This is a genomic window from Micromonospora sp. PTRAS2 (assembly GCF_054052245.1).
In genome coordinates, this window is sequence record NZ_JBSWBU010000019.1 from 1 (window position 1) to 11,805 (window position 11,805).

Annotated in this window: 10 protein-coding genes and 1 pseudogene; 3 read left to right on the plus strand and 8 right to left on the minus strand. The window is 74.2% G+C overall.

Translation table 11 applies throughout. The annotated features are described in order from the left end of the window. Together ACVMYR_RS30885 and ACVMYR_RS30890 are read right to left on the minus strand one after the other, a co-directional pair. Window positions 1–408: pseudogene (locus tag ACVMYR_RS30885) on the minus strand (hypothetical protein); the annotation flags it as partial. 272 nt (window positions 409–680) lie between these two features. After that, entirely contained in the window at window positions 681–2,162 is a 1,482-nt protein-coding gene (locus tag ACVMYR_RS30890; RefSeq protein ID WP_077939213.1) for an aminopeptidase P family protein, read from the minus strand. Window positions 2,163–2,274: 112 nt separating this feature from the next. On the opposite strand from ACVMYR_RS30890, the gene asnB reads away from it, so the two are divergent. Next, window positions 2,275–4,236, plus strand: coding sequence for an asparagine synthase (glutamine-hydrolyzing) (gene asnB, locus ACVMYR_RS30895; RefSeq protein ID WP_077939220.1), 1,962 nt, complete (start codon window positions 2,275–2,277; stop codon window positions 4,234–4,236). A gap of 89 nt (window positions 4,237–4,325) precedes the next feature. Here the strand turns inward: asnB and ACVMYR_RS30900 are convergent, their stop codons facing one another. Beyond that, window positions 4,326–5,441: a lytic polysaccharide monooxygenase gene (locus tag ACVMYR_RS30900; RefSeq protein WP_077939214.1), complete on the minus strand. Its 1,116-nt coding sequence runs from the start codon at window positions 5,439–5,441 to the stop codon at window positions 4,326–4,328. Window positions 5,442–5,802: 361 nt separating this feature from the next. On the opposite strand from ACVMYR_RS30900, the gene ACVMYR_RS30905 reads away from it, so the two are divergent. After that, window positions 5,803–6,738 carry a carbohydrate kinase family protein gene (locus tag ACVMYR_RS30905; RefSeq protein ID WP_457123477.1) on the plus strand — a complete coding sequence of 312 codons (936 nt, stop codon included), beginning with the start codon at window positions 5,803–5,805 and terminating at the stop codon, window positions 6,736–6,738. 36 nt (window positions 6,739–6,774) lie between these two features. Here ACVMYR_RS30905 and ACVMYR_RS30910 read toward each other — a convergent pair whose 3' ends face one another. Together ACVMYR_RS30910 and ACVMYR_RS30915 are read right to left on the minus strand one after the other, a co-directional pair. Beyond that, the gene (locus tag ACVMYR_RS30910) at window positions 6,775–7,605 is read right to left on the minus strand and encodes an MBL fold metallo-hydrolase (protein ID WP_396787949.1); all 831 of its coding nucleotides are present in this window, start codon (window positions 7,603–7,605) and stop codon (window positions 6,775–6,777) included. After that, on the minus strand, window positions 7,602–8,027 hold the full coding sequence (locus ACVMYR_RS30915; protein ID WP_077939217.1) for a thioesterase family protein: 426 nt from the start codon (window positions 8,025–8,027) through the stop codon (window positions 7,602–7,604). The genes ACVMYR_RS30910 and ACVMYR_RS30915 overlap by 4 nt, the downstream gene beginning before the upstream one ends. Window positions 8,028–8,192: 165 nt before the next feature. Between ACVMYR_RS30915 and ACVMYR_RS30920 the strand changes: the two genes are divergently transcribed. Next, a complete protein-coding gene (locus ACVMYR_RS30920) occupies window positions 8,193–9,239 on the plus strand; it encodes a phosphatase PAP2 family protein (protein WP_091278605.1) in 1,047 nt (348 codons plus the stop codon). 36 nt (window positions 9,240–9,275) lie between these two features. On the opposite strand, the gene ACVMYR_RS30925 is transcribed toward ACVMYR_RS30920, so the two are convergent. The 3 genes from ACVMYR_RS30925 to ACVMYR_RS30935 all read right to left on the minus strand — a co-directional run bounded on the left by ACVMYR_RS30925 (window position 9,276) and on the right by ACVMYR_RS30935 (window position 11,606). Beyond that, window positions 9,276–10,730 (minus strand): PH domain-containing protein, encoded by a 1,455-nt coding sequence (locus ACVMYR_RS30925; protein WP_457123478.1) that lies wholly within the window; start codon window positions 10,728–10,730, stop codon window positions 9,276–9,278. Continuing rightward, on the minus strand, window positions 10,727–11,257 hold the full coding sequence (locus ACVMYR_RS30930; RefSeq protein WP_077939221.1) for a PH domain-containing protein: 531 nt from the start codon (window positions 11,255–11,257) through the stop codon (window positions 10,727–10,729). The genes ACVMYR_RS30925 and ACVMYR_RS30930 overlap by 4 nt, the downstream gene beginning before the upstream one ends. Window positions 11,258–11,375: 118 nt before the next feature. After that, window positions 11,376–11,606 (minus strand): hypothetical protein, encoded by a 231-nt coding sequence (locus ACVMYR_RS30935; RefSeq protein WP_091278608.1) that lies wholly within the window; start codon window positions 11,604–11,606, stop codon window positions 11,376–11,378. Window positions 11,607–11,805 lie beyond the last annotated feature (199 nt).

The following is an 11,805-nucleotide window of genomic DNA, read 5'->3' on the forward strand; positions in this document are numbered from 1 at the left end:
GCACGGCACCTCCTGCACCCGACCCCAGTCCTCGGCCTTGCGGTCCTCGCCCTTGCCCTCGGGCCGGCCGCCCCCGGCGGACCAGTCGTCCTGCCCGGACCACTCGTCCTGCTCGCCGGGGTCCTGACCGCCGTGTCGTTCGGCGTCCTCGTCGGCGTTCCTGCCGTCGTCCTGCGCCCCGCCGGCGTCGCTGACGTTCTGCCGGGCCGTCGCGGAGTGCTGGTCGGACAGCCGCTGTGCATCGTCGGACGGGTCGTCGCGGGCGGCCAATCCGCCGAGCGCCGCCAGGCCGACGACGCCGGTGAGGCCGGCCACGCCGGTGGCGACCCAGAGCGCCCGCCGCCTCTTCGCCGGTGCCGGCGGGACGGTGTGCACCCCGCCGTCGGGAATCGTTTCGTCGTGGGACATCAGAGCCTTCCGCCCTTTCCTGCTACCAGACGGGGCCGCACCGCCCGAGGAGGCGCGACCAGCTACAAATCGGTTGCAGCGTTCTGATGCCCACCGTATGAGAAGTTTCCTCGCGAGGAGGTCATATCCGAGTAAAGCCCGCATTGGCCCCGAAAGGGGCATCAAGTATGCCGAACGGGCGGACTGCCATACGGCGACGGGCCCCGCCGGGGGCGCGGCGACGGTCGAACCGTCACCCGCCCCCCACGGGGCCCGTCAGTGGCCGAAACAGGTCAGCCGGGCAGGCGGAAACCCACCTCGCGCTGCTCGGCGAGCCAGCTCTCCACCTCGTCGGCCCGGCGCGGCAGCCCCGCCGACAGGTTGACCGCGCCGGTCGCCGTGACCAGCACGTCGTCCTCGATCCGGATGCCGATGCCGCGCAGCTCCTCCGGGACCAGGTCGTCCTCGGGCTGGAAGTAGAGCCCCGGCTCCACGGTGAGCACGTAGCCCTCGCCGAGCGCGCCGTCGCGGTACGCCTCCTTGCGGGCGTTCGAGCAGTCGTGCACGTCGATGCCGAGCATGTGCCCGAAGCCGTGCAGCGTCCAGCGGCGGTAGACCGTCGACTTCTCGTCCATCGCCTCGTCCACGCTCACCGGCAGCAGGCCCAGGTCGTGCAGCCCCTCCGCGAGCACCCGCATGCAGGTCAGATGGACGTCCTTGAACTTCACTCCCGGCTTGATGAAGTCGATGCCGGCCTGCTGCGAGGCGTACACGATGTCGTAGACCTGGCGTTGCAGCGGAGTGAACCGGCCGCCGACCGGCAGCACCCGGGTGACATCGGCGGTGTAGAGGTTGCGGTTCTCCACGCCCATGTCCATCAGCAGCAGCTCGCCCGGCCGGGTGGTGCCGTGGTTGTGCACCCAGTGCAGGATCGTGGCGTGCTCGCCGGCCCCGACGATCGAGCCGTAGCCGACGTCGTTGCCGTCGTGCCGGGCCCGCAGCGCGAAGACGCCCTCCAGCAGCCGCTCCGAGACGCCCCGGTCGGCCGGCAGCACCCGGGCCACGTCCTCGAAGCCGCGCACGGTGGCGTCGATCGCGTCCTGGAGCTGGGCGATCTCCCACTCGTCCTTGACCAGCTTCAGCTCGGAGATCGCGATGGCCAGCTCCCGGTCGCGGGCCGGCTGGCCCTCCTCCCGGGGCCCGTCGTACGGGCGCACGGCCGCGTCGACGCGGGCGTCGAAGCCGCGCAGCACCCGCGTGCGCCCCGGGGCCAGGTCGGCCAGCGCCGCGTCCAGCCCGGCCAGGTCGGCCGTGGGCAGGCCCAGCTCCGTCGACTTCTCCGCGAGGGTGTGCCGCCGGCCCACCCACAGCTCGCCGTGCCGGCTGCGGAAGAACTCGTCGTTGTCCCGCGAGGAGCGGGGCCGCATGTAGAGCACGGGGTCGTGCCCCGAGCCGTTCGGGCGCAGCACGAGCACGCTGTCCGGGTCGTGGTCGCCGGTCAGGTACGCGAAGTCGCTGCCCGGCCGGAACCGGTACTCGGTGTCGTTGGCGCGCGTCTTCTCCCCGCCCGTGGGGATCACCAGCGTCTCGCCCGGGAACGCCGCGGAGAGCGCGGCCCGCCGCTTGGCGTGGTTGGGCACCTCCACCCGGGGGCCGACCGGCAGGGTCGTGTCCCGCCAGCCCTGGCGCATGAACGACAGGAACGCCTCCGGGAAATCCGGGTCGTGCGACTCCGTGCCGTCCGCCGGCTGGCCGTCCGTCCGGTCCTCGCTCATGCTCCGCTCCCTCCGCCTCGTCGCTGGTCCAGACGGTACCCCGGCGCAGGCGCGGGCGGAGACCCTGCGGTGCCCGCGACGGCCGCCCGCGCCGCGTGGAAAGATGACCACCATGTGCGGACTTCTGGCCTTCTTCAGCGCTAACGGCAACGCCGCCGCCCACCGCGAACACATCGCGGGGGCGTTGGAATGCCTGCACCACCGCGGACCGGACGAGACCGGGGTCGAGGTGGTCGGCGACGCGAGCGGCCAGTACGCCGACGGGGTCTTCGCGCACAAGCGCCTGGCGATCATCGACGTGGCGTCCAGCCACGAGCCGCTGCCGTACGCGGGCGGGCGCTACCTGCTGACCTTCAACGGCGAGATCTACAACTACATCGAGCTGCGCGACGAGCTGGTCCGCAACTTCGGCGCGCAGTTCGCCACCGCCGGCGACGGCGAGGTGATCGTCGCCGGCTACCACTACTGGGGCGAGCAGGTGCTCACCCGGCTGCGCGGCATGTTCGCCTTCGTGATCTGGGACCGGCAGGAGCGCCGCGCGTTCGGCGCGCGCGACAACTTCGGCATCAAGCCGCTGCACTACCTGGAGACCGCCGACGGGCTCTACCTCGCCTCCGAGAAGAAGGCGCTGCTGCCGTTCGCCCAGTCGGCGTACGCCGGGGACGCCGGCATCGACACGGCCAACCTCAGCCACTACCTGACCCTGCAGTACGTCCCGGAGCCCGGCACCCTGCACCAGGGGATCAGCCGCATCGGGTCGGGGGAATACCTCACCTGGACCCCGGGCGGCCGGATCGACGTGCGCCGGTGGTACCGCCCGGTGTTCCGGCCCACCCCGGTCGCCGACGAACAGCGGCTCTACCACCACATCCGGGAGACGCTGCGGGAGAGCGTCCGGATGCACATGCGCTCGGACGTGCCGGTCGGCTCGTTCCTGTCCAGCGGCATCGACTCCACCGCCGTGGTGGCCCTGGCCCGCGAGTTCAACCCGCACATCCTCACCTTCACCGTCGGCTACGACGTCCCCGGCTACTCGGAGATCGACGTCGCCCAGGACTCGGCCCGGCACCTCGACGTGACCACGATCCCGACCAAGATCGGGCCGCAGGACATGATCGACGCGCTGCCGAAGATCGTCTGGCACCTCGACGACCCGGTGGCCGACCCGGCGCTCGTGCCGCTGTACTTCGTGGCGAAGAAGGCCGCCGAGCACGTCACCGTGGTCCTCTCCGGCGAGGGCGCCGACGAGTTCTTCGGCGGCTACACCATCTACCGGGAGCCGCTGTCCCTCGGCGCGGTCAACGGCCTGCCCGGCGGGGTGCAGAAGGGGCTGCGCGCGGTCTCCAAGGCCATCCCGCAGGGCGTCAAGGGCAAGAGCTTCCTGGAGCGCGGCACCACCCCGATCGAGCAGCGCTACTACGGCAACGCCCGGATGTTCACCGAGGAGGAGAAGCAGCACCTGCTGCGCCGCTACGACCCCTCGGTGCGCTACACCGACGTCACCGCCCCGATCTACGCCGAGTGCACCGAGCTCGACGACGTCACCAAGATGCAGTACGTCGACCTCTACACCTGGCTGCGCGGCGACATCCTGGTCAAGGCCGACCGGATCTCGATGGCGCACTCGCTGGAGGTCCGGGTGCCGTTCCTCGACAAGGAGGTGTTCGACGTGGCGGCCACCATCCCGGTGGACCTGAAGCTCCCGCCGCGCTCCGACGCCACCAAGTACGCCATGCGCCAGGCGCTGCAGGGCGTCGTGCCGCCGGCCATCGTCAACCGCAGGAAGCTGGGCTTCCCCACCCCGACGCGGGTCTGGCTGCGCGGCGAGATGTACGAGTGGGCCCGCTGGGTGCTGTCCAACTCCGGCGCGGGCGAGCTGATCGACCTGTCGTACGCGATGCGGCTCCTGGAGGAGCACAAGCGGGAGGAGGCCGACCACTCCCGCAAGGTGTGGACGGTGCTGATCTTCTGCATCTGGCACGCGATCTTCGTGGCCAAGACGCTCGACCCGGGCATCCAGCGCAACCAGTCGGCGCTGCTGACGAAGCCGGTCGTCGGCTCCATGGTCCGCTAGGCCGGGCAGCGCAGACCGGGAAAGGGCCCCCGCCGACGGCGGGGGCCCTTTCGTGCACCGCGCGCCGGCTCCGCCGACGCGCGGTCAGGTCACGCGCGGGTGCAGCTCACCGTCGGCAGCGAGCTTGTGCCGCTGGCGACGAAGCCGAAGGCGGTGGTCCCCTCCGGCGCGACCGTCCCGTTGTAGGGGCTGTTGGTGACCGTCACCGTCGACCCGGACGTGGTGTAGGTGCCGTTCCACAGGCTGTTGATGGTCTGGCCGGTCGACCAGGTCAGGGTCGCCTTCCAGCCGGTGAACGGCGTCGAGCCGTGGTTCATGATGGCCACCTCGCCCTGGAACCCGCCGGACCAGGAGCTGACCACCTTGTAGGTCGCCATGCAGTCACCGCCGGCCGGCGGCGGCGTCGTCGACCCGGGCGTGGTCGGGTTCGGCCCCGGCGTGGTCGGGGTCGGCCCGGGGGTGGTCGGGGTCGGCGCCGGGGTGGTCGGGTTCGGGGTGCCGCCGATGCCGGTCACCTGGCCGTTGCCGCCGTCGAAGGTGACGTCCGAACAGCCGAAGAAGTTCTCCTGGCTGTCCGAGCGGACCCAGCGCGAGTAGATGATGTGCCGGCCGCTCTTGCCCGACGGCATGTTGCCGCTGAAGTAGTAGTGCCCCTCGTTGGTGCCCACCGGGCCGTTCTGCGGCGGGTTGGTCACCGTGAGGAAGGGCTGCTCCTCCAGGTCGCTCCAGGCCAGGGCCCGGGTCGGGCTCCAGCTGTCCTTCGTCACGTAGAAGTAGAAGGTGCCCGGGTGGTGGGCCCAGTTGCTGTACTTGAAGTCGAACCGGGCACCGGCGGTCAGGTGGGTCAGCGGCCAGTCGGTGCGGGGCGCGTCGTAGCCGCTGAAGCCGGGGTTGCCACCGCTGCACAGCTTGCCGTCGGGGATGAAGCCGACGGTGCGGCCGCCGGCGTCCGAGCGCAGCACGCTGAACCAGTTGTACAGCGAGTTGGCCCCGTTCTCGGCGACCGCGGCCGAGCAGGCCGGGTTGATCGGCTTGATCTCACCCGTGGGGGTGAGGCCGTCCTTCCAGCACAGGTAGGTCCGGGCACCGGGGGTCATCGATGCGCCGTGGGCGGCGGCCGGGTCGGGGCTGGCCACGATGGTGGCGGCACCCGCGGCGAGGGTGGCGGCCGCGATGAGCAGCGCGGCCGTGCGGGAACGGGTCACGGGGTTCTCCTGACTCGCGGAACGACCGCACCGGCCGTTCCGCTGCGACGAGCGGATGTCACGATCGCGGTGCCGCGCCCCTGCCCGTGGGCCGACGGCGCGCGTCACCGACGGTCCGCCTCGGCGGACCGGTGTGCCCCTCGCGCTGGCTCTCTCCCGATGCCGGCGGACGCGACAGCCCCTCGCATCGACCGGCAGCGTCATCTCACCACGCCGATGCCGACCGCCGCAATAGTTGACTGTCGATGATATCGGGGTGTCGCCCGGGCCGTGGCCCCGTCAGGTGGGGGTTCGGTGCCGGCGTCGTCGCCAGGTAGGACAGGATCGGGGGTACGGCAGCGGAGGCGACGGAAGGGCCACGATGGGATACGCGGTGGTGCTCGGCGAGGCACTGATCGACCTGCTCGACGCGGAGTGCGACGGGCAGCCCGTCTTCCGCCAGGCGATCGGCGGCGGCCCGCTCAACGTCGCCGTCGGGGTGGCCCGGCTCGGCGGGTCGGTGCAGTTCGTCGGCTCGCTCGGCGACGACGCGCTCGCCGACCGGATCCGCGCCTTTTTGACTGACTCGGGCGTCGGGCTGGCCGGGGCGGTCACCGTGCCCGCGGCGACCGCCCTGGCGGTGGCCACCCACACCGGCGCCGAACCGGACTTCCGCTTCTACGGCGAACCGCCGTCCTACGGGCTGCTCACCGCCGACGCCCTGGACGCGGACCTGGTCGGGGGCGCCGACGTGCTCTACTGCGGCTCGATCGTGCTGCTGTCGCCGACCGTCCTGGCCGCCGCGCGCCGGGCCTGGTCCCTCGCGGGCGGGCTGCGCGTGTTCGACCCGAACGTCCGACCCCGGCTGCTCGACGGCCCCGCCGCGCTGGCCGATCTGCGCCAGACGGTCGCGGAGTTCGCCGCCTCCGCCCACCTGGTCAAGCTCAGCGCCGCCGACGCGGAGCTGCTCTATCCCGGCGAGCCGGTCGAGGGGGTCGCGGCGTACCTGCGGGAGCTGGGGGCGGCCACCGTCGTGGTCACCCTCGGCGCGGAGGGCGCGGTCGTCGCCGCCGCCAACGCCGATCCGGTACGCGTGCCCGCGCCGAAGGTGCGCGCGGTGGACGCCACGGGTGCGGGCGACTCGGTGATGGGGGCGCTCGTCGCCGAGCTGCTGGTCGACGGGGAGCCCACCGATCCCGCCGACTGGCACCGCCGGGTCGCCTTCGCGCTGCGGGTGGCCGGCCTGGTCTGTGAGTCGCCGGGCGGCGCGGTCGCCATGCCCACCCGCCCCGAGGTCCTGACCCGCTTCCCCGCCTGACCCGGCGCGGGGCGGCCCGTGCCGGCGGGCGGAACGTCAGCCGGTGCCGTCCAGTTCGGCGTAGCCGCGGCGGGCGGCGGTGAGGGCGGCGCGGGCACCGAAGGGCGCCTCGGCGGCCACCCGCTCCGGTGGGGCCCCGCCGGTGTGGCCGGCCCGGATCAGCCAGGACAGCTCGGCCAGCTGCCCGTGCTGGACCCGGACGAACTCCGCGTCGACCAGGTCGCCGTGCCCCGGCACGACCACCGTGCCCGGGGTGGTGAGCCGGAGCACCTCGGCGAGCGCGTCCGGCCACTGCAACGGGTACGACTCCTCGAACGCCGGCGGACCGCTCTGCTCCACCAGGTCCCCGGCGACCAGCACGTCCGCGTCCGGCACGTGCACCACCAGGTCGGCGTCGGTGTGCCCGTGGCCCGGGTGGCGCAGCACCACCCGCCGGCCGCCCACGTCCAGCACCGTCTCCCCGCGTACGACGTGGGTCGGGGCCAGCAGCCGGGTGCTGGCCAGCTCGGCGGCCAGCTCCGGCCGGGCGGCGCGCATCTCCTCGTACGCGGCCCGGCGCACCTCGTCGGGGCGGTCCCGCAGCGCCACGGCGGCGACCTCGTGCGCGTAGACGGGGGCGGCCGGGTCACCGGCGACGACGGCGTTGCCGAAGCAGTGGTCGAAGTGGTGGTGGGTGTTCACCACCGTCCACGGGTGCGGGGTGACCGCGCGGGCGGCGGCGACCAGTTCGGCGGCCTGCCCGGCGGTGGAGAGCGTGTCCACCACCAGCGCCGCGCCGTCGCCGACGACCAGCGTGACGTTGACGTCGAGCAGCGGCTCGCGCAGCACGTACACCCGGTCGGCGACCTCGACGAACCGCGGCGTCACGGCGTGCCCGCCCCGGCCGGCGCGCCGGTGGCCCGCGCGGCGAAACGCCGCCGGTCGACCAGCACCCGCTCCACCCGTCCCCGCGCCACGCTCTGGCCGGCGTCGTCGGTGACCGTCACCTCGAAGCCCAGCCGCCGCCCGTCGACGTCGGTGAGCCGGGCCTGCGCGACCACCGTCCGCCCGACCGGCGTGGGGGCGAGGTGGTCCAGCTCGACCCGGGTCCCGACCGTCGTGCCGTCGGGCGGCAGCGCCCCGGCGGTCGCCGCCACCGTGGCCGCCTCGGCCAGCGCGACCACCCGGGGGGTGCCGAGCACCGCGACGTCGCCGGAGCCGACGGCCAGCGCCGTGTCGGCGTCGGTCACGGTCAGCTCGACGCGGGCGGCCCGGCCCGGCGCGAGGGAATGCTCCGACTGCTCCTGCATGGGCACAGCCTAGGTGGTCGACGTCCGCCGTTCCGGCCGCCGCCGCGCATCCGGCGAGGCCGCCGCCACGACCCGAGGGGGCCGCCGTCGCGCATTCGGCGAGGCCGTCGTCGACCGGCGAGGCCGCCGTCGGCGGGGAGGGCGCCGCCGCTAACCTGGACGGCGATGGCCGTCGTGACTGACCCCCAGCCCCCCGCCCCCACCGGACCACCGGAGCCCTCCGACGGCGGTCGTCGCCGTGTGGTCGCCATGGCGGCCTGGGCGGTCGCCTTCGTGGCCGGTTGGTTCGTCATCGGCCTGCCCACCGACCCGGCCTACGCGTTCCTGTGGATCTGGGCGGCCACCATCGCCTGGAACTCCCGCCGCCCGTGGCGCAGCCACCTGCGCTTCGCCCGCGACTGGGTGCCCGTGGTGCTGCTGCTCGCCGTCTACAACCTGTCCCGGGGGTTCGCCGACAACGGGGCCACCCCGCACGCGATGGAGCTGATCGTCGCCGACCGGTTCATGTTCGGCTGGGCCACCGGCGGCCAGGTGCCGACCGTCTGGTTGCAGGAGCACCTCTACCGCCCTGAGGTGCGCTGGTGGGACGTGGCGGCGAGCTGGGTGTACTTCTCGCACTTCGTGGTGGCGCTCGCCGCCGCCGCCGTGCTCTGGCTGCGCGACCGGCACCGCTGGGCGGCGTTCATGCGCCGCTGGGGGTTCCTGTGCGCGTCGGGGCTGGTCACCTACTTCCTCTACCCGGCGGCCCCGCCCTGGTGGGCGGCGCAGAACGGCCTGCTCACCGAGGTGGCGCGGATCTCCACCCGGGGCTGGAAGGCATTCGGCATGCACGGCGCCGGCAACCTGCTTAACGCCGGGCAGATCGCGTCCAACCCGGTGGCCGCGATGCCGTCGCTGCACACCGCGTTCGCCCTGTTCGTGGTGGTGTTCTTCCTCCGCTCGACCCGCCGCCGCTGGTGGCCGCTGCTGCTGGCGTACCCGCTGGCGATGACGTTCACCCTGGTCTACTCCGGCGAGCACTACGTCATCGACGTGCTGGTCGGCTGGGCGTACGTGGGGCTGACCTTCCTGGTCGTCGGCCTGGGCGAGCGCTGGTGGGCGGCGCGCCGGGCCCGCCGTACCCCCGGCTCGGAGCCGGCCGACGGCGGGCCGCGCGGCGCGGAGCCGGCCGACCCGGTCGCCGGACCGCCGGCGGTGCCGGCGACCCGCTGAGCCGCGCCCCCGCATCCGATCCGGCCGCGTTGCGGCTCAGCGGGCGCGGTGGGCGGCGTGTGCCCAGGCCGTCAGCTCCGCCGCCAGCCACCACGCCTCGTCGAGGTCGCGGTCGAGGGCGGCGGCGCCCGCGCCGCCTGCCGTGTCCGCGTGCACGGTGGCCAGCCGCAACCGCCGCTGCGCCGGGCCCTGGGTCACCCGCACGCTCTGGATCCGGGCGTACGGCACGACGGTGAGCTGCCGGGTGAGCAGGCCGGACCGGGCGGCGAAGACCCGCTCGTCGAGCCCGGCACCGACCGCGCGCCAGCCCAGCGGGCGCAGCCACCGGGCCCGGGCCGGCGGGAGGCCGGTCGCCAGCCCGCTCAGCCGCACCCCTGGCAGCACCTCGGCGACGATCCGCTCGCCGGTCTCCTGGTCGCCCACCGGCAGCAGCCGGTCCGGCCGGTTCCGGTCGTCGGCCTCGCCGCCGGAGTAGCCGGCGACCTCCAGGCGCAGCCGCAGCCAGCCCTTGGCCCGCCAGAGCAGCGGCCAGGTCACCCCGACGGTCTGCACCCGGTTCAGCGGCACCGTCTGCGCCCGGGTCTCCAACAGCCCGTTGCGGACCCGCAGGGTGCCCTCGTCGCGGGCCAGCCGGAAGTTCCAGTCGTCGAGCACCCGGCGGATCGGTTGCAGCAGCACGCCGGCCATCGCGGTGATCGTGCTCGCCACCGCGATGAACGACCACGAGCCCTCGGAGAGGAACTGCGCCACGACGAAGGCCACGCCGAAGGGGAGCAGGAACGCCTGCGGGGTGAGCAGCTGGCTGACCAGCAGGTCCCGGTTCGCCACGGCGTGCAGGGCCCGCCCGGGCGGCACGGGCGCGACCGTCGGCCCGGCCGAGGCGGACGGCTGCGGCGCGGCCGTCCCCGGGTGCGGCGCGGGGCCGGCGAGCGCGAGCAGCCGCTGTCGCAGGGCGGCGGCCTCGGCCACCCCCAGGTACGCCAGCGGCGCCTCGGTCTTGCCGCCGCCGACCACCTCCAGCCGCAGCTCGGCCAGGCCGGTGAGCTGGGCGAGCAGCGGGCGGACCACCTCGACGGCCTGGAGGCGCTCCAGCGGGATGGCCCGGGTGCGCCGCCACAGCAGCCCCTCGTACACGCGCAGCTCCCGGCCGACCACGTGGTAGCCGGTGTTGTACCAGCTCACCACCGCGAGCACCGTCGCGCCGAGGGCGAGCACGGTCGCCATCGCCGCGAACCAGCCGAAGCCGACCCGCGACAGCGTCGACCAGGACAGGCCCGCGACGACCACGACCAGCGACTTGGCCCCGTGCAGGGCCGGGCTCAACGGGTGCAGCCGCCGCCGGGGTTCCACGCCGCCGACCGGGTGGTCGTGCGGTGCGGGTGGCGCGTCAGAGGGTGGGCCGTCGTGCGGTGCGGGTGGCGCGTGGTCGTCCTGGGGTGCCGGCGGCGCGTCGGTGACCGGGCGGGGCAGCTCGGGGCCGGGGTGGGTCACAGGCCCTCCGCGCGGTCCTCGCCGAGGGCGGTGAGCCGGTCGCGCAGCCGCGCCGCCTCCGCCGGGCGCAGGCCCGGCACGCGGGCGTCGCTGGCCGCCGCGGCCGTGTGCAACTGCACCGTCGCCAGGTCGAACGCCCGCTCCAGGGGGCCGGCGCTGACGTCGACGAACTGCATCCGCGAGTACGGCACGATGGACAGCCGGCGGACCAGCAGCCCGTGCCGGACGAGCAGGTCGTTCTCGCGCTCGGCGTACCCCCAGACGTGCACCGCCCGGACGGTCGTGACGACCCGCCACGCCCCGGCCAGCACGACCGCACCGAGGGCTGCCCCGAACAGCCAGTGCCCGCTCACCGCCCAGCCGACCGCCAGCCCCAGCAGCACCACCCCGACCAGCGCCGCCAGGCGCAGCAGCTCGACCCAGATCAGGTCGGTGGAGACCGACTGCCAGCGCACGGTCGCCGGCCACGGCTCCAGGGGCCCGGGCGGGTACGCCGCCAGCGGCCCGGACGCCGGGTGACCCGCCACGGCGGGCGGGCCCGGCGGGGGCGCGGTGGGGGGTGGCCCGACCGGGTGCGGCCCGACCGGGTGCGGTGGGGGGCCGCCGGGGGGCTCGCCGGTCACCGGGGACGTCCGCTGCGCGCGCTCACCCGTCGAGCGTAGGCGATCCAGCCAGTGGCGCGACTTCCCGGAGGAAGCCCCGTGCGTCGAGGAAGTCGCCGAGCGAGGCACGGTGGTCGGCGCAGGCGAGCCAGGTCTTGCGCCGGTCGGCGGTGTGCAGGCGGGGATTGTTCCAGCGCAACGCCCACTGCGCCGGGGCGCGGCAGCCCCGTGCCGAACAGATCGGCGCGTCACCGGGGGGACGGGGGATGCTCATCCGGGCCAGTCTAGGGGCGCGGGGCGGAGATTGAGCGCCGGGCGGCCACGGGGGGAGCCGCCCGGCGACGGGGTGAATGGTACACACGCCGGACCCCCTGCTGTAAACCCGTGACCGGCGATTCTCCAACCCCAGGACGGCGTGGCGAAAAACGGCTTCTCCCCGCCTCGGCACTCAGCCGGGCATGCGAGTCTTGATA

Bases quoted from the DNA above. Each gene is read 5' to 3' on its own strand.
- ACVMYR_RS30890 (WP_077939213.1), bottom strand. From the start codon at position 2,162: ATGAGCGAGGACCGGACGGACGGCCAGCCGGCGGACGGCACGGAGTCG.
- asnB (WP_077939220.1), top strand. From the start codon at position 2,275: ATGTGCGGACTTCTGGCCTTCTTCAGCGCTAACGGCAACGCCGCCGCC.
- ACVMYR_RS30905 (WP_457123477.1), top strand. From the start codon at position 5,803: ATGGGATACGCGGTGGTGCTCGGCGAGGCACTGATCGACCTGCTCGAC.
- ACVMYR_RS30915 (WP_077939217.1), bottom strand. From the start codon at position 8,027: ATGCAGGAGCAGTCGGAGCATTCCCTCGCGCCGGGCCGGGCCGCCCGC.
- ACVMYR_RS30920 (WP_091278605.1), top strand. From the start codon at position 8,193: ATGGCCGTCGTGACTGACCCCCAGCCCCCCGCCCCCACCGGACCACCG.
- ACVMYR_RS30935 (WP_091278608.1), bottom strand. From the start codon at position 11,606: ATGAGCATCCCCCGTCCCCCCGGTGACGCGCCGATCTGTTCGGCACGG.